The following is a 20,781-nucleotide window of genomic DNA, read 5'->3' on the forward strand; positions in this document are numbered from 1 at the left end:
AATTCATTTGCACGCAACTCCAATCTTTTCTTGTTTCTAGTCAATTCAAGTATAAAAGAATTGGATGTTTGCGTGTATATTTTTATGCGCAAATTGTGTGGAAACCCCAACATTTAGTATAGAGCCTGAAAAATTTGGGCTTTATTGTATTTGCTTATGTCTTATAGAAGGTATAAAAATGAAAGGTTTATAATATAAGAAAAACTCCCTTTTTCCCATAAAAGCTTCGTAACAAGATAAGTCATCATCGGTTCGTCACCTTACCGTAAATCCTTTATCCCCGTTGATTCATTTCATTCGCTACGTTTCTAAATGTGCGACCCGCTCTTTGTTCTTCCAATGTAGATTAAGAATGACTTTTGCTGTTTGTTATTTCTTGGGCAATTGCTTCCGTTAATTCTGTAGTCATCTTAGGTAGAAAGGATTTTAAAACTGGATTAATAACTGGTCCCATTATCCCCTCAGCTTTCATGTCTAGATGGCCCGTCATTTTTGTTGTATCTGAATTTATTGCTAAAGCATGAAAGTAACCACTACCAGTGAATTTCTCACTTATTCCTTTTAAATTAAAAGTTACTTTTTCAGGTTTTTCCCACTTTGTTATAAGTACTTTTAGTTGTACTTTTTTTTGAACAATACCGAGATCCCCTTTAAATTTCCATGTGGACTCCGTATCGTTTATAATCTCATGATCAATATAGCCAGGTACTAACGGAGCCCAATGGTTCATATCGCTAACAAAATCCCATACTTGTGCAATTGGCGCTTGAAGAGTCATTTCCTTTGTTCCGCTAGGCATACATGCATCCTCCTTAGAATAAAGTGAAATTTTACTTTTTCTTTGTAACACAGACTGCTCTAATTCATAACACTTATATGTTATGTTATACCACAAAAAAAATCTATTTAACCACCAAAAAAGACAAATAGGTAAAAAGATTTTGAAAGTAAAAGCAACTATGGATATAATAAATACATATATAATCCAAAATATTCCTTATCGCAGGTGCCAAATAAAAGTGTGGTCAAAGTAAAACACATGCTAGTAAGCACAGTAATGTATTGCTTCGTTAGAATAGGTGTTTTTAAAGAGGGGTGGTTTGTTGTCCATATTGATGCAAGGTAAAAATATGTCAAAAAACATAAATAAAAAACGTATTTTACAGAACCTAAACTTTACTTTTTATCAACAGAAAACAGTAGCAATTATTGGCGCTAATGGATCAGGTAAGAGCACTTTACTACGAATTTTAGCAGGAATTACACTTCCGTCAAGTGGAACCATTCAACGTAAGCATATCCGGATAGGGTATGTACCAGAGCAATTTCCTCCGAATATTATGTTTACAGGATTTAATTATCTTTATCATTTAGGGAGAATAGGAGGGCTATCACGTGAAGTGGCTAAAGAACGTGTTGGTCAGCTTTTTGATCAGTTTAACTTTACTGCCCAATTTGAAGTAATCAAGTATTATTCGAAGGGAATGAGACAAAAAATAAATATCATGCAAGCACTCTTACATCAACCTTCTTTGCTCATTTTAGATGAGCCCTTATCAGGATTAGATGAGTCTGTTCAGTTAGAAGTAGAATCTATATTATATCAATTAAAGCAGCAAGGTTTAACGATTTTATTTACATGCCATGACTTGCCACTAGTGCATCGTTTAGCAGACCGTACCGTTACATTACAAAATGGGAAGCTTATGGAAAGTGTAATCACTTGTGATCATGTCGAGGAGAGCCTTGTTACGATTGAGTCGACACTTCCAGCAGATGTATCTATTCTTACACAAATAAGCGCTATTTATGGTATAGATCATGAGACAATACACAAAAACAAGATTCAATTTACTATAAGTTCACGACAGAGTGATGAAATCATTGCTCTATTAATTCAAAGTGGAGCGTCCATTTATTCTGTATGGTCTGTTCAACAAAAAGCGTTTTCTATGTACGAAGTATAGAATTTCAGAGTTTATTGTGTAAGCCAAGTTTTCTAAGCAAGGGAGGGAAGGAAATGAGATCTTTGATGGCTTATCATCTTATATCATACATAAAATCATATAATTATGTAGCGCCTATGAGTTTTTTTATTATCATTTTAGTGGTCAACTATGCTATTTATCCAAACCCTGTGTTAGCTAGTTATGGCGTGACTTCAATATATTTGTATATCATAGCAGCTTGGATTACGGTTCGTTTTTTTCATACAGAAGATCTGGTTCAACAGCAAATAACGATGCTTCACGCTAAAAATGAGATGCGATATTTTTGCAGTAAATATGTAACGGCAAGTAGTTTTGTAGTTTTGTTAGCTCTTATTTCGACCAGTTATCCTATTGTATTTGGAATGTTTAGCAAGAATCCAACAGTATTAGAAATCACTGTTGGCTTTTTCACTCATTTTTTGTTAGGGTTAGTAGCCGTTACTATCAGTGTGTTATTTTCTAGAATATTATTAAATAAAAAGATTAATTCCTGGTTGGGGCTTAGTCTTGTGCTTGTAATATCTATTGTCTCCTTAGGAGTAGAAACATTATTGCCAGGATATTGGAAATACATATTATTAGTACTTCCGCCAGTATCAAAATTAGCTTTACTTATGAAAGAACCGTTGGACAGTACGAGACTGCTCCTTATTTATTTATGGATATTCCTTTATGCAGCAGTGATGGTAGGTTTGTTTGCGATATTGTATCGCCATAAAAAGAAATTTTCATAAATCATGTTGGTTTGCGAAAAAATGAGCATATTGCTTTAAAAATGTGTATTATGCAATACTATTCTATTTACACTTTTCAATTTTATGGCTCACTCATTTACTGTAATAGAAAAGAAACAATGATTAGTTTCACAGCGAGATTTAAAGTCGGGAAATGCCAAGTCGTTGTGACGAAAGATAGATGGAAATTTTAGTATTACAGTAAAAGGAGGGGATTCACTTGTTTGATTTAACCATTTTAGATTGGTTCATCGTTATTGCTTGTGCTTTATTTATTGGCTTTTCTAAATCTGGAATCCCAAATTTAGTTATTTTAGTGGTCACAATGATTATGTTTGTTTTTCCAGCAAAGGAATCAGTGGGCGTTCTGCTTCCTATGCTTTTGATTGGCGATTTGTTTGCTGTCATTTATTATCGACGTCATGTTGTTTGGAAATATCTTATATCGCTTATTCCATGGGTTTTAGTTGGAATTATTGGTGGGTTCTTGGTTTTAAGACAAGTGAATGATGAACAATTAAAGCCAATTATCGGAACGATCGTTCTCGTTATGATCGGTCTAAATGTCATTCGTAATCAATTTGGTGAGCGGTTTAATCAGCTTTTACCAACCTCCATTAGCTTTACAATAACAATGGGGATCCTTAGTGGTTTTACGACGATGGTAGGGAATGCTGCTGGTGCAATCATGACAATTTATTTGTTAGTAAAAAGAGTTCCTAAAAAAGAATTTGTTGGTACAAGTGCGTGGTTTTTTATAACTGTAAATACGATAAAGGTTCCTCTTTATTTGCATTTAAATTTAATTAGCAGTGCATCTTTTGGCCTGAATTTAATAATGCTTCCAGTAATTTTGACTGGCGCCATCATTGGGGCCAAAGTGCTACCATGGATACCTCAAAACGTATTTACTATCATAGTGTTGCTGTTAGCAGCTTTAGGAGGGCTATATTTAGTAATTGGTTAGCTTGATAAATTGATATAAAAATAAATATAAGTGAACGAATCTAAAGGTAAGAAAGAAAATGAGTAGTCTAAAGTTTGGAGATTTCTGTTTAGCTATTTTAAACTATGGAGTTTTTATACATAATAAATAATCATTAAAATAAGCGAAATTACTAATTTCCCTAAAAACTTCACCTGAAATCCCTCCAATTATATGTCTTTACTATGTTAAGTGTAACAATCTGTTATGAAGGGAGTATAAAATTGGTGTAAAGTGTCTGTAAAGTGTGTCTTGAAAGTTTGGCACGTATATAAAAACGGTCGTTCACATTCAAACTTTACAACAATTAGTGGGGAAGGAAAAAGCCCCACTAATTGAGCTATGCGCCATCTTGTGTTTTTACTATTGTAAACGCTAACTTAAACCATTACAAATCTGTAGTGTCATGAATGGAGATAAATTTTCGGCTGGAATTGTTTTTCGGAATAGTTACTTGTAGAATGCCATTATTCAATTTTGCTACGGTTTCTTTTTCAGAAATTGCAAATGGAAGTGTTACAGTTCTTTCTGATTGGCTGTAACCTTCTTCATCCGTATTCGAATGATCTTCAACAAAAATCCGTAATTGATTACCAAATATCTCTAATTGGATTTGATCGCGTCTGTACCCTGGTAGCTCAGCTTCTACAATCACATTGTCCTCCGTTTCACGTGTACGAACAGCCAATGGACGTTTAATCAGCGAATTGAAATTCTTCGCAGATTCATTAAAAAAAGCGTCCATTTGTTCCATAATACCTTGAAACGGCCCCCGTTCTCCCCGTTTCCAACGTTTATTATCCATTAGCGAACACCTCTTATATGCGTATTTATTCATAATATATGCTTTATCTATTCAATCGTTTTGGGCGATTGTACCAAAATAATGATTTTACCTAAGGGTTGTCAAATGTATATCAAGATATGTACGTATCTAGAGCTTGCATATATCCCTAACATTTGAACTTGTCCAACACATACCCGCCAACTCGTGGAGTGGGATCCTTGTACAATAACGATATAGCCATTGGAATTTTTTATCACTATAGGTAAGTATAAAGTTTTTGAGGTTTATAGTAACAGAAAAACAAAGGCTTTTGCCATAAGACTTGCGACAAGCTAAATTTTTCTGTGTAAAACTTTTTTCTAAAAACTTTTGTTAAAATTTTTAAAAACATTGGCGCTCTTTTTAGTAATATATTGAAAGCGTTATCTATAAAGAAAACAGCGCAAATATAAGATAAATATTAATTATATATTAGCGGATAATCGTGTAAATAAACGTTAATTGTCAAAAAAAGCAGTATAGACAAAAAACACTCCTAGTGATATATTAGTTAGTATTATTTTTAGGAGGCGATTCTCTTGTTAACTAACCCGTTAATTGCTACTGTACTTATTTTTGCATTAATTGCACTGGGAGAATGGCTCTCCATTGTTTCTAGAGCAAGAATACCTATGCTACTCACTGCCATGACAGGGTTTCTTGTTCTTGTTTGGACGGGGATATTTCCAGGAGATATATTGGAAAAATCACAGTTTGCTGCATTAGGCGCCATATTAATTGGTCCAGCAATCGTTCATATGGGCACTTTAATTCCTATAGCTTTATTAAAAAGTCAAATAAAAGCCGTCTTTATTTCATTAGGTGGTATACTTGTAGCAAGTGCCATTATTTTAATAGTTGTTTCACTTGCTTTTGACTATGCAACTGCTGTTGCTGGAGTAGGACCGTTAAGTGGAGGAATTATTGCTTTAATTGTTACTTCTGAAGAGCTTGCTGCCGTGGGTAAATCTAGTCTTGTCGTTATACCAGCCTTAGTTGTTGCTTTTCAAGGGGTTTTAGGTATGCCGTTAGCATTAAATTTTATGCGGAGATATGCATTGAAGCTCCAAAAGCAAATAGATGCCAATACATTTATTCCTATGGATGCAAGTGTCATGTATAGAGAAGCGTCTAGTGCGACAGAACAAATCAGTCCATTAAAGCAAAGTTTAACGTTAAAACTGTTTTACGTGTTTGTGGGAGCAGCAATAGGTGTTGCTCTTGGTGAATTAACACCTATACATTATAGCTTATGGTGCTTGGCAATAGGTATTATTGGTTTGAAATTAGGTTTGTTAGAGAGTAAATCTCTAGAACAGGCGAATTCTTTTTCCATAACAATGGTAGCAATAATATTTGTAGTTATCGGCACAATGGCAGGGGTGTCTCCTCAAGATGTTCTCGCAAATTTACCTAGTATTTTGCTGATCTTAATTTTAGGAACATTCGCAATCGCGCTGGGAGGGTATGTAATGTCCAAGCTCGTAAAATGGGATGTATTAAAAGGCATGCCTGTTGCTTTAACGGCATTATTTGGATTTCCTGCGGATTACATTTTATGTGAAGAAGTGAGTCGTAGTGTAGCTAGAAATAAACAAGAAGAGAAAATAATCTTCAATGAGCTACTTGCACCTATGCTAATTGGCGGATTTACAACTGTTACAGTAGCATCTGTAGTTCTTGCTGGAATATTAGTAAAAACTTTATAACGGGAGGAAGAAAAATTGGGAAAAAAATTAATTAAGAATACGCTTATTATCGACGGAAACGGTGCTGCTCCAATAAAAGATAGTATCATTGTCTTAGATAATGAAAAAATTACTTACGTTGGTAAAGAAGAAAATTATACACTAGATGGATCAGAATACGTAATAGATGCTCAAGGTGGTAGCGTATTGCCGGGTTTTATTGATACACACGTACACATGATGTTTGAATACGCACCAATTGCCCAAAGGTTAGCCACTCCATTTTCATTTATGTACTATCAAGCAGCAAATTATTTAAAAGCAACTTTACATGCTGGAATAACTTCTGTTCGCGATGCTTTAGGTGCTGATTTAGGAGTGAAGAAAGCTGTTAACGAAGGATTAATATGTGGACCAAGGATGCAATTAAGTATTAATGCTTTAACAATTACTGGGGGACATGGCGATGGTTATACTATATCTGGGAACACCGTGGATTTGTTAGCTTCTAATTACCCAGGTATGCCAAATGGAAAATGTGATGGCGTAGAGGAAGTTCGTAAAAAAACACGACAAATGCTACGGGCTGGTGCAGAAGTAATTAAAGTTCATGCTACAGGTGGTGTGTTAAGTGCCACAGACCATCCTGAATTTACACAATTTTCATTGGAAGAATTGAAAGTCATTGTAGAAGAGGCAAAATTTCGCAAAGGTGTCAAGGTAATGGCCCATGCCCAAGGTGCTGAAGGGATAAAGAATGCGATTAAAGCTGGTATTCATTCCATTGAACATGGAATTTTTATAGATGATGAAGCTGTTGAATTAATGTTAGAAAATGAAACTTATCTCGTTCCAACCTTACTTGCTCCGGTTGCTGTTTTAGAGACAGCAAAAGAAGCAGGAATGCCTGATACAGCTGTAGAAAAGTCGAAAGAAGTGATTGAACAGCATCAAGCAAGCATTGCGAAAGCGTACGAGGCAGGCGTAAAGATTGCAATGGGAACGGATGCTGGTGTTATGAAGCATGGAACAAATTTACGAGAACTTGGCTTAATGAGAGACGCTGGGATGACTGCTATGGAAACAATTGTGGCTTCTACTAAAACAGCCGCAGAGTGTTTAGGATGGGAAGAGCAGTTAGGCACCCTTGAAGTGGGGAAACTAGCGGATATTATCATTGTAAAAGGTAATCCACTAAACGATGTTGATATGCTAGCGAATAATGAGAACATACAAGTAGTAATTAAGAATGGGGAAGTAGAAAAAAACTTATTGTTTTAAAGCAGATTTGCCTTAAGGCTATTTTTACACTGTAGGAAAGCATAAAATATATAGGGGTTATAGTATAAGAAATAAAGAACCCATGCTTTAATTATATCTTACGGTTCATAAGCTGTTGTTAGTTCAAAAAGAATGAGATACCTTTTCAGACCTAACATTTAGTAATTAATGGGAGACAAGAAAATCCCTTTTCACACTATTAGAATTCGGTAACCAAACATATATATTTGTAATCGTACTTAAGAATTGAAAAAATACCCGATCATCGTCATTTAATGTTCGGGTATTTTTTGCACTATAGGAAAGTATAGAACCTCTAGGCTTATTAGTATAAGAAAAACGACGCATTCCATCGCCATCAAGCCTTGGTGAAAAAGTTAAGTTTTTCTAAGAGGATAAGAAAGTATAAAATTTGTTGCTTTTGGATACCGATTTAACGGAATAGCTACGTCGACTCCAGCGCCCAGCAACTAGGCGACTTCACTCCATTGCCCTAAGCTAAGTCACCATCGGTTCGTGCTAAATAGGAAGGCCGACTAAAAACGGGCTTGCCTTCGTGCGTCGACATACCCCTGTTTTAGTGGCAGGCTTCCTAAAACTTTCGTTGATTCGTTCCACTCGCTACGTTGCTAAACGGACGCTTGCACCTTTGTTCCATTATAGGAGGCATCTATTCAAAAAAGGAATAAAACCTACAATTAGTTACATTTACCATTTAATTGTATAATAACGCTAGCTAAAGATGCAATAATTGTCGAATGGTAAGAGATGTTGTTTTATTTATCATCGAATTTAGATAACAATACTATTATTTAGAATTTTTCGTAGCTATTCTTAAAGGAGGGCATATTCTACAACCGTGAGGGCTGCTGAACACATTTAATCTTCCTAAATGCTACTTAAAGCCTTTTGACGATGTAGTTGATTTATTTATAAGCTTATATAGAAGCTTATATTAAACGAAGGGAGAAGTGAAACCATCCAAACAGCAATTCGCACGAATTCAGTTAAAAGTAAAGTAGAACAAGAACTTACATTTCGTATGCCTACAAAAGGTGATGGGGCAGCAGTCTGGGATTTAATTCATCAAATTGATAATCTGGATTTAAACTCTTCTTATAGTTATCTTCTATGGTGTGATATGTTTTCTGAAACATCTATCATCGTTGAGGAAGAGGGAGAAGTGGTTGGGTTTATATCCGGGTTTATCCATCCGAATAAACCGAATACATTATTTGTTTGGCAAGTTGCTGTTGATACTTCACAGCGTGGGAAGGGTCTAGCGACACGTATGTTATTTGAACTGCTAGAACGAAAGCAGTTAGCAGAAATTCAGTTTGTTGAGGCAACGGTAACACCTTCTAACTTGCCCTCACAGTATTTATTTATGGGCTTAGCTAAAAAACTAAATACAGAATGTGTTGTTGGTAATTACTATACTTCCGTCGATTTTCCACGAACAGGACATGAAGATGAACAGTTGTATAAGATTGGCCCTATTCCAAGGGAAAATAACAAATAAAAGGATGATTTGGTGACTACAACAGTTGTAAAAAATAGCCCAATGCAAGCATTTGAAGAATTAGAATCAGCAGTAAGAACTTATAGCAGAGGATGGCCGACGATTTTTGAAAAAGCAAAAGGCCATAAACTTTGGGATATAGATGGAAATATGTATATTGATTTTTTTGCAGGTGCTGGTGCTTTAAATTATGGTCATAACCATGAAAAGATGCAACAGAAGCTAATCACTTATATTCAAAATGATAATATTATTCATAGTTTGGATATGGGGACGACACCTCGTAAAGAATTTTTACAAACCTTTTATAAGACCATTCTAAAACCACGAAATATGGATTATAAAGTGATGTTTCCAGGCCCTACTGGAACGAATACAGTTGAAAGTGCATTGAAGATAGCTAGAAAAGTAACTGGACGTGATACAGTAATAAGCTTTACGAATGCTTTTCATGGAATGACAATTGGATCGCTGTCGGTGACAGGAAATTCATTTAAACGTCATGGGGCTGGGATACCACTGCATCACAGTGTTTCTATGCCGTTTGACGAATATGTGGATGATCAAGATTCAATTGCTTACTTGGAACGATTTTTAGAAGATAGCGGGAGCGGTGTCGCTTTGCCTGCAGCAATTATTCTTGAAACTGTCCAAGGCGAAGGAGGCATTAATGCGGCTAGCACGGAATGGCTGCAAAAGGTTGCTTTAATTTGTGATCGTTGGGATATTTTATTAATTGTAGACGATGTTCAAGCTGGATGTGGGAGAACAGGAACTTTTTTCAGCTTTGAGCTAGCTGGTATCATACCAGATATAGTGTGTATGTCAAAATCAATTGGTGGTATTGGACTTCCAATGGCAATTACTTTAATCAAACCAGAATATGATCAATGGGAACCAGGGGAGCATAACGGAACATTCCGGGGTAATAATTTAGCGTTCATTGCAGCAACAGAAGCTTTAACGGAATTTTGGAAGGATGAGGGATTTTCAAAGTCTATTCATCGGAAAAGTAAGGTCATGAAAAAACGTATAGATCATATTATTGAAAAATTCCCATCATTAAAAGCGGAAGCTCGTGGGAGAGGACTGATGCAAGGGATTGCCATGGAGAAAAATGAACTTGCGTCAGCCGTTTGTAAGGAAGCTTTTGAAATTGGTTTAATTATAGAAACATCTGGACCAGATGATGAAGTTGTCAAGTTTCTACCACCGTTAACTATTGATGAAGCGGGGATCAACCAAGGGTTTGATATTTTAGAAGTAAGCATTGAACAGGTGTTAAAAATTAAAGGATAAATAAAGGAGATATTTGCATGATTGTTAAATCACTAGACGATATCATTGGCACTCGAGATGAAACATCGGGTAACAATTGGACGAGTCGCCGTTTTATCATGAAGAAAGATAATGTAGGTTTTAGTTTAAATGATACGATAATTAAAGCAGGAACGACCAATTTCTTCTGGTATAAAAATCATATTGAAGCGGTTTATTGCATTGAGGGGGAAGGTGAGATAGAAAAGCTGGAAACCGGTGAAGTATATAACCTGAAGCCAGGCACTATGTATCTATTAAACGAAAATGATAAACATGAGCTTCGTGCAAAAACACAAATGCGCATGGTCTGTGTTTTTAATCCTCCTCTAGTAGGAACCGAAACACATACAAAAGAAGGATATTACCCACTTTTAACCGAATAAACATCAACTCTATAGAGCGTGGGACATAAGTAAAAGGAGTACAAACGCGGCTTATCACCAAATTTTTATGGTGAAAGCCGTCGTTTTGTTTTCCTCTACTATGACTCCTTCCTAGCGGTAAATTAGCCATACCATTTGCGGTAGTATGTAGTTATGTCCCTTCCTCACTTATCATGATGTAAGAATTGTTAGTAGAGAGAGAACACAGTCAACTAATCACTAATTATTAGCACGGATATTTATGAAGTTTTATCTTGTTTTAACACCGTTCGTTGGGTCGGAAAGCCACCTAAATTAACGTTCCATTCTATAAACGTGTAAGGAGCCCCATCAATAATAAATCGCCCATTACCTTCATAGAAAGCTTGCTTTCCTTGTTTTTTTAATTCTTGTAAAATAGCTTGTATATAATCACCATAATTAATATAGCGCTCATCTAAATCAAAAACAATTTTCCCTTTTCCATGACCAGATAGGAAATGGAACAAAAACAGCCCACCAATAAAAGCTAGAGGTACTAAAATGATGCTCCATATATTCATATTTTTTGTCTCCTTTATGAAGTAGTACGATGCAGAAAGAAAAATGTTTCATAATTTGTCTGCAAAAACCCATTAAATGGAAATTTTTTATAAAATAATGGAATTTAGAACGGTATATTGAAAATAGACAAAAAAGGAATATATACTGACCGAAATATTAACTGATAGATCATAATGGAATTTTTTTCAGTATTGGAAATGATAAATGAAGTACTTAGGGGATAAAGAAATAACTGTTTATACATGTCTTGATTCATTGCCCAGCAACTAAGCGACTTCATACGATAAGTCATTATCGGTTCGTCACCTTACTGTGATTTTTTATCTTCGTTAATTTGTTCCATTCGATACGTGGTTTATTGGCCGCGGTCTTTGTTCCCACGGCTTCATATTAATAGCATCACACCTCCAATGATTGCCATAAGTTCAATTCCTGTTAAATAGATAAGGCTTCTTCCCATAGTACAATGCCAATTAACGATCATCCAGACGGTTTTTATTTGGGGTTATACTGATTATAAAATAACTGTCAAAGAATTTTCTACTCGTATTTTTTCCATATATTGCTTTAGCCAGATGATAGAGTTTGCTTTTATAATAGTAACGGAGGTGATATATTGTATATTGGCTTAGTAATATGTATTCTTTTTAGTTACTTGTTCTTTAAAGGCTATCAAAATACACAAAAATTCGTCGTTAATGAAATTACGATAGATACAGATGATAGAGATAATAAAGAAAATGTGCTTCAAATATTGCATATTTCTGATATGCATTTAGAAAATATTTCCGTTACTCCAGACCGTTTAATAGAAAGCATCGGTTCTTATAATATTGATATAATCGCTCTAACTGGAGATTTTTTAGATCGGAAACGGAGTATACCTAAGTTAATTCCCTATCTAAAAGCTTTAAGGAATTTACAACCAGTGTACGGTTCATTTGCTGTTTTTGGAAATCATGATTATGTGTTAAAAGAGAAAAACTTTGTAAAACTTAAGAAAGTATTAAATGAATATGGATTTCAAACATTACAAAATGAAAATAGACAAATAGAATTAGATGGGAAGAAAATAAATATCATTGGAATTGATAATTATTCCACGAAGCATAGTGATGTAAAAAAAGCTTTCACTGGTATAAATCAAGGAACCAATTTAGTATTAACCCATGATCCTAACGTTGTCATAACGATCAATGACTATCGATTTGATTATTTACTTTCTGGACATTTTCATGGTGGGCAAATCCACTGGCCAAAACCTTATCATCTTAAAAAAATGGGACAGTTGGTCAAAATGAATATGATAAAGGGGCTCCACAAAATAAATGGGCGTCCTTTCTATATTAGCGAAGGGATCGGTCAAACAGGCTTTAACATTCGTATTGGCAGTCGTCCGGAAATAACTATTCATCATTTTGCTGTAAATGATAAGGTAGAAAAGGCGATTTTAAAATAAGAGACTAGCAACATAAGAGAGGTTGCTATTGTAGATATTTCTGTAAATTTTCATGTGAAAGTTTAACTCATTTCCTCCACCTTCCAGTGAATTTAAGGTGGAGGCTTTTTATAAGATAAGAAAGCCTTTGTTTCTCTGATGCTTTGCTATAGCGCAAAACATTTTCTAGATAAAAAATGAATAAAAGTGTACATAAATAGAGTTTGCAAATAACTATGTTGTAAAGCTTGATAGAAAGAAGATTACCTATACATTTAAAACAAGATTATGGTAATGTAAAGCTATTGTTTTATCTTTTTGGGAAGGAATGTCATCCTTATGGAAGTTTTTACTGGGAAATTAACCCTTATTTTTGTCATACATAGTATTGAAACTTTAGCTTATGCAGTACGATTATCGGGGGCTAGAGTGAAAATGATTGCCTCTGCACTTGCTTTATTTAATGTAATGGTTATTGTATCAGACTAGCCAATATGATGCAGCAACCGTTTACGGGAAGCCTTATTGATACAGCACCACCAGCGTATGGACTACAAGTGGTTGAAGAGCAATACCGTATACTAATCGGAGCTTCTACTGCAGGTACTGTCGCTGGTATTATTGTATTCCCAACGTTTATCGCCTTGTTTTCTAGAGCTATTATTCATTTGGCGAATGAAAAAGGATCTATACCTGCGCTTATAAAAAAAGGCTTTTCAATGGAGTTTTTTATGTGCGGGTGGAAACATTTTCGCTTACCAAAACGTACGGATATAAAAGAAATTCGTTTCAGTGATATACCAATGAAACTATTTCTTATGAATATGATCTTAACAGCTATTTACACAATAGGTGTGTTAGCTACTTTATACGCCTCATTGCTTGTACCAGAACGTGCAGCTACAGCTGTCATGGCTTCTGGATTAATTAATGGAATAGCAACAATTTTACTTGTTGTTTTTGTAGATCCAAAAGTTTCTGTTTTAGCAGATGACGTGGTGAATACCGAGGGAGTTATCGAACTTTAAAAGGCGTTTCGCTTATGATGGTAACCTCGCGTTTGTTCGGTACATTATTAGCCCAAGTACTATTTATTCCTGGAGCAAAGTATGTTGCTTGGTTTACTAAGTTTATCGTTAATGATAGGTGTTTATTACATGGCTCGTAATAATTAGTGAGCTTTTTATTATGAAAATGGTTTTGCGGATAAGTATTTTCAGTAAAAGTATAAAATTCAATATTTTTAGTATGATAAAAACTACATATTTCGTCTTCTAAACTTGGCTACAATTCAATTTTTTATATACATATTGGTTATGCAAAGATCGGAATATTAATGTATAGTATATTCTAAACAAGGTAGATGGAGAGTAAATGGATGGTATATAATAAATGGCGTTTGCTTGAAAAGTTAAATCAACAAATAAAAACAAATAAGCATGTGATTGGAGTTGCAGCAGGATCTGGGCTTACAGCTAAGTATGCAGAGCAGGGCGGAGCTGATTTTATCTTAGCATTATGTTCTGGGCGTTTTCGCCAAATGGGTGTTAGTTCCTTGGCTGGTTTTACAGCTTGTGCGAATAGCAATGAATTAGTTATGGACTTTGCTTCAAAAGAGTTGTTGCCAGTTATGTCAAAAATTCCTGTTATTTTTGGATTATTTGCCACCGACCCTATGCTTCATATGGAAGACTATATTTCTCGTATTAAGCAATATGGTTTTATTGGGATTAATAACTATCCAACTGTCGGCTTAATTGATGGTCAATTTCGAGAGGCGTTAGAATCACAGGATATCACTTTTTCTAGAGAAGTAGAGGCCATCCGAATAGCAAACCAACTTGATTTATTTACAGTAGCATTTGTATTTAATCAATCGCAAGCTATCGACATGCTTCATGCTGGGGCTGATATTATTTGTGTTCACTTAGGTTTAACAACAGGTGGTGTGTTAGGAGCAAAACAAATTCAGTCTTTACAGAGTGCTAAGAAGTTAGCCGTAGATATTTTTCGAGCATGTAATGAATTTAATCCGAATGTAATTAAGATGGTTTATGGTGGGCCTGTCAATAGTCCAATTGATGTGCAATTTATGTACGATGGTACGGGTATTAATGGGTATATTGGTGGGTCCGTGTTTGAACGCATTCCAGCTGAGCAAGTAATTAAAAATACAACGAAATCCTTTAAAGAAACGTTTAACATTCAATATGAAGCTTCTATTCAAAAAATAATGGAAGGATTTGCAAATAAAGAAGACTATGTAGAGTTTATTAAAGACTATATCAGTAATCATTATATGGAAGAAATCACCTTAAGTGATTTAGCAAATATTTTAAACTTATCCAGAACGTATGTAAGCACGCTTTTTAAAGAAGAAGTAGGCGTTTCTTTTGTTGACTACCTCATCAATTTCCGATTAAATCGGGCTATTGAAATGATGCATACGGAAAGATTACCCTTAGCAAGAATTGCTGAAATGGTCGGATATGCGAATTACGTACAATTCAGTAAGATTTTTAAAAAAAGAAAAGGAGTGTCTCCAAGTCGATTTTTAAAGGAATAGTATATATTATGGGTGATTGTTAATACTTGAACTATAATCCCATTTACGTTTTTTTACTGGAAATTATAAACGTTTGATCGTGTTAAAAGTTCAAAAGTGAACATAAAGACAAAATGAACATACATAACGACATTAATTTTCACTTCCGAAAACGGTATCATATAGATGAGGGCAAAAGTAATTTTAAATCAATACTGCTTTTACTTTCACAAATGGTGCCGTTTATTTATTCACGAAAAAGGAGAGAGTACATTGACAAAAACGATAGCTTTAGCAGGGACGTTTGATACAAAAGGAGAAGAATTTTTGTATGTAAAACATCTAATTGAGTCATTAGGTTTTAAAACCTTAACCATTCATACTGGTGTATTCAGACCACAATTTCAGCCAGATATTTCAAATGAAGCCATTTTTCAAGCTGCTGGGGAAGACATACAATCCATTGTAGCTGCAGAAGATCGAGCGAAAGCTACGCTTGTATTATCTAAAGGTATGGAAATCTTATTACCTCAACTGTATAAAGCAGGAAAATTTGCAGGGGTACTCTCTTTTGGAGGATCAGGTGGAACTTCCATTGTAACTCCTGGGATGCGAGCGTTACCAATTGGCGTTCCAAAAGTGATGGTATCTACAGTTGCTTCTGGTAATGTAGCCCATTATGTTGGGACAAGCGATATAATGATGTACCCATCTATCGTTGATGTAGCAGGTTTAAATCAAATTTCTACAAGAATATTTTCGAATGCTGTGTTTGCGATTGCAGGGATGTTACGATTTGAAAATAATCAAAAGATAGAACAAAAACCACTTATAGCAGCTACCATGTTTGGTTTAACGACGCCGTGTATTAATTATGCGAAGGCATATGTGGAAAAGCAAGGTTATGAAATGCTTGTTTTTCATGCCACTGGAATCGGCGGTAAAACAATGGAGAGTCTGATTGAAGATGGGTTTATTGAAGGTGTGCTAGATATTACTACTACGGAATGGGCGGATGAGTTAGTTGGAGGTGTTTTAGCAGCTGGACCGAATCGTTTAGAGGCAGCGGCTAAACATCACATTCCACAAGTGGTTTCTGTTGGGGCAGTCGATATGGTTAACTTTGGACCTTATGAGTCGGTTCCTGAAAAATTTACTGGGCGCAAATTTTATAAACATAACCCAACAGTGACGTTGATGCGCACAAATGTAGATGAAAACAAACGCATTGGGGAAGTTATAGCTAAAAAGTTAAACTTAGCACAAGGGAACACTTCTTTAATTTTACCATTAAAAGGATTATCAGGCTTAGATGTAGAGGGTCAGCCATTCTATGGACCAAAAGAAGATCAAATGCTTTTTCAAACGCTAAAAGAAAACGTTGACAGGACGAAGGTTCAAGTAATTGAATTGGAAAAAGCAATTAATGACCGTGCTTTTGCAGAAGCAGCAGCCGAAAAACTTATTCAATTAATTGAAAAGAGAAAAGGAGAGAAATAGCATGTTAAGTAGAAAAGAAATTATACAACGATTTCATGAACAAATAAATGAAGGTAATGTTTTACTTGGAGTAGGGGCTGGTACTGGGATTACTGCTAAGAGCAGTGAAGCTGGCGGCGCTGACATGTTGATCATTTATAATTCTGGACGTTATCGCATGGCAGGTCGCGGTTCTCTAGCTGGGCTTCTTTCCTATGGAGATGCTAATCAAATCGTCGTAGAGATGGGTAATGAAGTTTTACCAGTTGTTAAAGATACGCCAGTTTTAGCAGGTGTAAATGGAACAGATCCATTTCGTGTCATGGACGTATTTTTAAAGCAACTGAAAGACCAAGGATTTAGTGGAGTACAGAATTTTCCTACTGTCGGATTAATTGATGGTGTTTTTCGTCAAAATTTGGAAGAAACGGGAATGGGGTACGATTTAGAGGTAGATATGATTGGTAAAGCACATGAGCTTGATATGTTAACTACTCCATATGTCTTTGATGAAGACCAGGCTAAAAGAATGGCAGCAGCTGGAGCAGATATATTAGTAGCACATATGGGTTTAACAACAAAAGGAACCATTGGCGCTCAAACCGCGTTAACATTAGATGATGCTGTGGAGCGTATTCAAAAAATAATTGCTGCAGGTAGATCAGTAAATCCTGAAATCATGGCGATTTGTCATGGTGGACCAATCGCAGAGCCCGAGGATGCTGCTTATGTGATTAAAAGAGTCGATGGGATTGTTGGCTTTTTTGGAGCTTCTAGTATAGAACGATTTGCAGCAGAAAAAGGGATTAAAGAACAAGCGGAAGCATTTAAACAAATTGGTAAGTAAGTTTTAACAAAAATTTTACGGAGAAGTCATGTTTATGTAAAAGAACTTCCCTGATTTTTATTATTGATTTGTTATTTTTGTAATAAAAGGGGAAAGATTGCGCATAATGAGTGTAAATGTTAAGAAAGCTAGGTGAAAAAATGGAAGTGCATAATCATTTTCAACCAGGTGAAGTTGTTTACATCATTATTCGCAATCCACATGCCCAAAATGTTGCACACATTCAACAAGCTGCTGTAGTCGAACACCCAGAGCAATCCAATGAGTTGGCACTATTTATCCATGAAACGTACTATCCTTTAACAGAGGAAGTAGCTGTGTATAAAACATCGGATGAAGCTGAATCTGCATATGCCTCTGCGTTTGGTGTGGCGGATCAGGAAGGATATTATGGTTAAGCCGTTTGTGCCGCACCTTGTTTATGTGGAGCCAAAAGAATTGGATTATCCTTTAGGGCAATGTCTCGTTACAAAGTATGAGAATATGGGGATAGAGATTCGGCAAACTACTTCCCATAATCAGATTCGTAATTTACCTGGAGATAACCATTTTCAAAAATATCGGGTAGCAAAATCTACTTTAGTAGTAGGGTTACGAAAAACGTTAAAATTTGATACGTCAAAACCTTCTGCCGAATACGCTATCCCTTTTGCTACAGGGTGCATGGGCCATTGTCATTATTGTTATTTACAGACGACAATGGGGAGCAAACCGTATATTCGTACGTATGTTAACACAGAAGAGATATTTGAAGCTGCGGAGGCATATATGGAAGAAAGAGCCCCAGAAATTACGCGTTTTGAAGCTTCCTGTACGTCGGATATTGTAGGTATCGATCATTTAACCCACACATTAAAACGAGCAATCGAATTCTTCGGAAAAACAGAGCATGGACAGTTGCGATTTGTTACGAAATTTGCTCATGTTGATCATTTACTCGATGCTGAACACAATGGAAGAACTCGCTTCCGCTTTAGTATTAATGATGATTACATTATTAAATACTTTGAGCCGGGTACGTCCAGGCTTCATGAGCGAATAGAAGCTGCTGCAAAGGTGGCTAAGGCAGGTTATCCATTAGGTTTTATCGTTGCACCAATTTATTTGCATGAAGGTTGGAAAACAGGCTACTATGAGATGTTTGAAAAATTGGAAGCAATGCTGCCAGAAAAAGCGAAGAAAGATTTAACTTTTGAAATGATTCAGCATCGTTTTACGAAGCCAGCTAAGCGTGTAATTGAGAAAAATTATCCAATGACTAAGTTAGAGCTAGACGAATCAAAACGAAAATGGAAATGGGGCCGTTACGGCATTGGAAAATATGTATATAAAGATGAAGAACAAGCTGATATAAAAACGACATTACATGGGTATATTCAAGAGTTATTTCCAGCTGCTAAAGTGGAATATTTCACGTGATAAAATGTTTATCTTTAGAATTTGTGGCAACACCATAAGAAAAGGGGCTGCTAATCCATTAAAGTGGTATAAGCAGCCCCTTTTCTTATGGTCTAGGAAATTATAAAATTTAGCAGCTGTGAATAAACTTACTAAGTTATTTAGCCACGTCCGGCTCCAGCGCCTAGCAACTAGGCGACTTCACTCCATCGCCCTACGATAAGTCATTATCGGTTCGTGTTAAAAAGGAAGGCCGACTAAAAACGGGCTTGCCGCCCACCGTCGGCATACCCCTGTTGCAGGGGCATGATTCCTAAAACTTTCGTTGATTCGTTCCACTCGCTACGTTGCTAAACGGGCGCTTGCGCCTTTGTTCTTACGTTTAGAAAAACGGGAGCTTTCTCACAAAGATTGTTGGTTTATAGTAAGCAGGAACAACTTTTGCAAGAACAGCCTTCTATAATATAAAGTTAAACTAAAATATCAATGCCTTTTTCTTTTAAGTTCACAACACATTCTTGTAGGTATGTGTCATCATGTTCGGGGTAGACAGGCCACTCATTACTAATATTTTCTTCCCCTGCATAGAGGCTTTCTTTTGTATGTTGCTTACATTGTTTCCCTCGGTAAAATGCGTTTTCCCATAAAGGATCAACTCGATATCCTCTTGCTTTCATTTCTTCCATAATGAATTGGTGATATAAAAAAAGTCGATAAGGAGAGTGGTGAAACACGTAATTTACAATTGCGTGACTTTTCCCCCAACCGTTTCCTCGTAAAGCACAACATTCTCGATGTTGCCCTAAAAGTTGTTGTCTAGGTAATTTTGTGATTAGCTTTTCATGCCAAAGTCGCATGATGTTATGTCCCCTCCTTTCAATAAATAGTGTCGTAAATAGCTTGTTGATGTGCCAATAGGATAATGTATGATAAAATGGCAGTATGGTAAATAATTGATATTTTGGAGGGTATGCGCATGCTCGTAGATTATTTTCTTACATTACATCCAATAATTCAAGCATTAATTGCAACTTTATTTACATGGGGGATGACAGCACTCGGCGCGGCTCTCGTTTTTACAACCAAAAATTTTAACCAACGTTTTTTAGATAGCATGCTCGGTTTTGCAGGCGGCGTAATGATTGCAGCTAGTTTTTGGTCTTTATTATCTCCAGCGTTAGACATGGCGGAAGCTAACGGTGATACGCCATGGGTTCCTGCCGCTATCGGTTTTATGTTTGGTGGAATAGCACTATGGGGTGTTGACAAGGTATTACCACATTTGCATCCTACTTCTCCAATCCAAGAAGCAGAAGGGATACATCCAGGACGTAAAAAACGTAGCACGCTGTTAGTTTTGGCGATCACGTTACACAATATTCCTGAGGGCTTAGCCGTTGGTGTCGCTTTTGGAGCTATTGCTGCTGACCTTCCAACAGCGACTATTACAGGGGCAGTAGCCTTAGCGATTGGTATTGGCATTCAAAATTTCCCTGAAGGTGTTGCGGTATCAATGCCATTGAGAAGGGAAGGGATGTCTAGGAAGAAAAGCTTTATGTACGGTCAATTTTCAGGAATGGTTGAACCAATAGCTGGTGTTGTTGGTGCTTTAGCTGTAACGTTTATTCAGCCATTACTACCATATGCACTTAGCTTTGCAGCCGGAGCAATGATCTTTGTAGTGGCAGAAGAGGTTATTCCTGGGTCGCAAGAACAAGGCAATCGTGATTTAGCCTCCATGAGTTTAATGGTTGGCTTTACGGTTATGATGATATTAGATGTTGCGCTTGGTTAAAGAAAA

General features: G+C 36.1%; 19 protein-coding genes and 1 pseudogene. 16 read left to right on the forward strand and 4 right to left on the reverse strand.

Annotation, left to right across the window (positions count from 1 at the left end; translation table 11 throughout):
* Window positions 1–346: 346 nt before the first annotated feature.
* On the reverse strand, window positions 347–799 hold the full coding sequence (locus tag HLX49_RS12175) for an SRPBCC family protein (protein WP_077704774.1): 453 nt from the start codon (window positions 797–799) through the stop codon (window positions 347–349).
* A gap of 304 nt (window positions 800–1,103) precedes the next feature.
* On the opposite strand from HLX49_RS12175, the gene HLX49_RS12180 reads away from it, so the two are divergent.
* The 3 genes from HLX49_RS12180 (at window position 1,104) to HLX49_RS12190 (ending at window position 3,692) form a co-directional block, all read left to right on the forward strand.
* The gene (locus HLX49_RS12180; protein ID WP_296362177.1) at window positions 1,104–1,967 is read left to right on the forward strand and encodes an ABC transporter ATP-binding protein; all 864 of its coding nucleotides are present in this window, start codon (window positions 1,104–1,106) and stop codon (window positions 1,965–1,967) included.
* Window positions 1,968–2,020: 53 nt separating this feature from the next.
* Window positions 2,021–2,725 (forward strand): hypothetical protein, encoded by a 705-nt coding sequence (locus HLX49_RS12185; RefSeq protein ID WP_296362179.1) that lies wholly within the window; start codon window positions 2,021–2,023, stop codon window positions 2,723–2,725.
* A 220-nt stretch (window positions 2,726–2,945) separates the two neighbouring features.
* The gene (locus HLX49_RS12190) at window positions 2,946–3,692 is read left to right on the forward strand and encodes a sulfite exporter TauE/SafE family protein (protein ID WP_077704762.1); all 747 of its coding nucleotides are present in this window, start codon (window positions 2,946–2,948) and stop codon (window positions 3,690–3,692) included.
* A gap of 406 nt (window positions 3,693–4,098) precedes the next feature.
* Here the strand turns inward: HLX49_RS12190 and HLX49_RS12195 are convergent, their stop codons facing one another.
* Window positions 4,099–4,515 carry an Hsp20/alpha crystallin family protein gene (locus HLX49_RS12195; RefSeq protein WP_101934118.1) on the reverse strand — a complete coding sequence of 139 codons (417 nt, stop codon included), beginning with the start codon at window positions 4,513–4,515 and terminating at the stop codon, window positions 4,099–4,101.
* A gap of 560 nt (window positions 4,516–5,075) precedes the next feature.
* Between HLX49_RS12195 and HLX49_RS12200 the strand changes: the two genes are divergently transcribed.
* The 5 genes from HLX49_RS12200 (at window position 5,076) to HLX49_RS12220 (ending at window position 10,730) form a co-directional block, all read left to right on the forward strand.
* Window positions 5,076–6,245 carry a hypothetical protein gene (locus HLX49_RS12200; protein ID WP_296362181.1) on the forward strand — a complete coding sequence of 390 codons (1,170 nt, stop codon included), beginning with the start codon at window positions 5,076–5,078 and terminating at the stop codon, window positions 6,243–6,245.
* Window positions 6,246–6,260: 15 nt separating this feature from the next.
* Window positions 6,261–7,505 carry a metal-dependent hydrolase family protein gene (locus tag HLX49_RS12205; protein ID WP_296362183.1) on the forward strand — a complete coding sequence of 415 codons (1,245 nt, stop codon included), beginning with the start codon at window positions 6,261–6,263 and terminating at the stop codon, window positions 7,503–7,505.
* Window positions 7,506–8,547: 1,042 nt separating this feature from the next.
* Entirely contained in the window at window positions 8,548–9,027 is a 480-nt protein-coding gene (ectA, locus tag HLX49_RS12210) for a diaminobutyrate acetyltransferase (protein WP_077704752.1), read from the forward strand.
* A 12-nt stretch (window positions 9,028–9,039) separates the two neighbouring features.
* A complete protein-coding gene (ectB, locus tag HLX49_RS12215; protein ID WP_077704750.1) occupies window positions 9,040–10,326 on the forward strand; it encodes a diaminobutyrate--2-oxoglutarate transaminase in 1,287 nt (428 codons plus the stop codon).
* Between the two features lie 17 nt (window positions 10,327–10,343).
* Entirely contained in the window at window positions 10,344–10,730 is a 387-nt protein-coding gene (locus HLX49_RS12220; protein WP_073005637.1) for an ectoine synthase, read from the forward strand.
* A 239-nt stretch (window positions 10,731–10,969) separates the two neighbouring features.
* Here HLX49_RS12220 and HLX49_RS12225 read toward each other — a convergent pair whose 3' ends face one another.
* Window positions 10,970–11,272: a hypothetical protein gene (locus HLX49_RS12225; protein ID WP_077704747.1), complete on the reverse strand. Its 303-nt coding sequence runs from the start codon at window positions 11,270–11,272 to the stop codon at window positions 10,970–10,972.
* Between the two features lie 617 nt (window positions 11,273–11,889).
* Here HLX49_RS12225 and HLX49_RS12230 point away from each other — a divergent pair.
* The 7 genes and pseudogenes from HLX49_RS12230 (at window position 11,890) to splB (ending at window position 19,001) form a co-directional block, all read left to right on the forward strand.
* A complete protein-coding gene (locus HLX49_RS12230; RefSeq protein ID WP_296362186.1) occupies window positions 11,890–12,732 on the forward strand; it encodes a metallophosphoesterase in 843 nt (280 codons plus the stop codon).
* 318 nt (window positions 12,733–13,050) lie between these two features.
* Window positions 13,051–13,879: pseudogene (locus HLX49_RS12235) on the forward strand (lipid II flippase Amj family protein).
* A gap of 210 nt (window positions 13,880–14,089) precedes the next feature.
* Complete coding sequence (locus tag HLX49_RS12240; protein ID WP_296362189.1) at window positions 14,090–15,277, forward strand: phosphoenolpyruvate hydrolase family protein; 1,188 nt, start codon at window positions 14,090–14,092, stop codon at window positions 15,275–15,277.
* Between the two features lie 252 nt (window positions 15,278–15,529).
* Window positions 15,530–16,756 (forward strand): Tm-1-like ATP-binding domain-containing protein, encoded by a 1,227-nt coding sequence (locus HLX49_RS12245; RefSeq protein ID WP_237342746.1) that lies wholly within the window; start codon window positions 15,530–15,532, stop codon window positions 16,754–16,756.
* A gap of 1 nt (window position 16,757) precedes the next feature.
* Window positions 16,758–17,582 (forward strand): phosphoenolpyruvate hydrolase family protein, encoded by an 825-nt coding sequence (locus tag HLX49_RS12250; RefSeq protein ID WP_296362191.1) that lies wholly within the window; start codon window positions 16,758–16,760, stop codon window positions 17,580–17,582.
* A gap of 116 nt (window positions 17,583–17,698) precedes the next feature.
* A complete protein-coding gene (locus HLX49_RS12255) occupies window positions 17,699–17,980 on the forward strand; it encodes a transcriptional regulator SplA domain-containing protein (protein ID WP_269467140.1) in 282 nt (93 codons plus the stop codon).
* On the forward strand, window positions 17,973–19,001 hold the full coding sequence (gene splB / locus HLX49_RS12260) for a spore photoproduct lyase (protein ID WP_296362195.1): 1,029 nt from the start codon (window positions 17,973–17,975) through the stop codon (window positions 18,999–19,001). The genes HLX49_RS12255 and splB overlap by 8 nt, the downstream gene beginning before the upstream one ends.
* A gap of 449 nt (window positions 19,002–19,450) precedes the next feature.
* Here the strand turns inward: splB and HLX49_RS12265 are convergent, their stop codons facing one another.
* Window positions 19,451–19,837, reverse strand: a complete 387-nt coding sequence (locus tag HLX49_RS12265; protein WP_101934116.1) for a TIGR02328 family protein — start codon at window positions 19,835–19,837, stop codon at window positions 19,451–19,453.
* 119 nt (window positions 19,838–19,956) lie between these two features.
* On the opposite strand from HLX49_RS12265, the gene HLX49_RS12270 reads away from it, so the two are divergent.
* Window positions 19,957–20,775 carry a ZIP family metal transporter gene (locus HLX49_RS12270; protein ID WP_073005619.1) on the forward strand — a complete coding sequence of 273 codons (819 nt, stop codon included), beginning with the start codon at window positions 19,957–19,959 and terminating at the stop codon, window positions 20,773–20,775.
* Window positions 20,776–20,781: the final 6 nt, after the last annotated feature.

It is taken from the genome of Virgibacillus sp. (assembly GCF_013393565.1).
GTDB classification, from domain to species: Bacteria; Bacillota; Bacilli; order Bacillales; family Amphibacillaceae; genus Virgibacillus; species Virgibacillus dokdonensis.

What these genes read in the sequence shown, in the direction of transcription:
- HLX49_RS12175 (WP_077704774.1), bottom strand. Translation starts at nt 799, where the DNA reads ATGCCTAGCGGAACAAAGGAAATGACTCTTCAAGCGCCAATTGCACAA.
- HLX49_RS12185 (WP_296362179.1), top strand. Translation starts at nt 2,021, where the DNA reads ATGAGATCTTTGATGGCTTATCATCTTATATCATACATAAAATCATAT.
- HLX49_RS12195 (WP_101934118.1), bottom strand. Translation starts at nt 4,515, where the DNA reads ATGGATAATAAACGTTGGAAACGGGGAGAACGGGGGCCGTTTCAAGGT.
- ectA (WP_077704752.1), top strand. Translation starts at nt 8,548, where the DNA reads ATGCCTACAAAAGGTGATGGGGCAGCAGTCTGGGATTTAATTCATCAA.
- HLX49_RS12220 (WP_073005637.1), top strand. Translation starts at nt 10,344, where the DNA reads ATGATTGTTAAATCACTAGACGATATCATTGGCACTCGAGATGAAACA.
- HLX49_RS12225 (WP_077704747.1), bottom strand. Translation starts at nt 11,272, where the DNA reads ATGAATATATGGAGCATCATTTTAGTACCTCTAGCTTTTATTGGTGGG.
- HLX49_RS12240 (WP_296362189.1), top strand. Translation starts at nt 14,090, where the DNA reads ATGGTATATAATAAATGGCGTTTGCTTGAAAAGTTAAATCAACAAATA.
- HLX49_RS12250 (WP_296362191.1), top strand. Translation starts at nt 16,758, where the DNA reads ATGTTAAGTAGAAAAGAAATTATACAACGATTTCATGAACAAATAAAT.
- HLX49_RS12255 (WP_269467140.1), top strand. Translation starts at nt 17,699, where the DNA reads ATGTTAAGAAAGCTAGGTGAAAAAATGGAAGTGCATAATCATTTTCAA.
- splB (WP_296362195.1), top strand. Translation starts at nt 17,973, where the DNA reads ATGGTTAAGCCGTTTGTGCCGCACCTTGTTTATGTGGAGCCAAAAGAA.
- HLX49_RS12265 (WP_101934116.1), bottom strand. Translation starts at nt 19,837, where the DNA reads ATGCGACTTTGGCATGAAAAGCTAATCACAAAATTACCTAGACAACAA.
- HLX49_RS12270 (WP_073005619.1), top strand. Translation starts at nt 19,957, where the DNA reads ATGCTCGTAGATTATTTTCTTACATTACATCCAATAATTCAAGCATTA.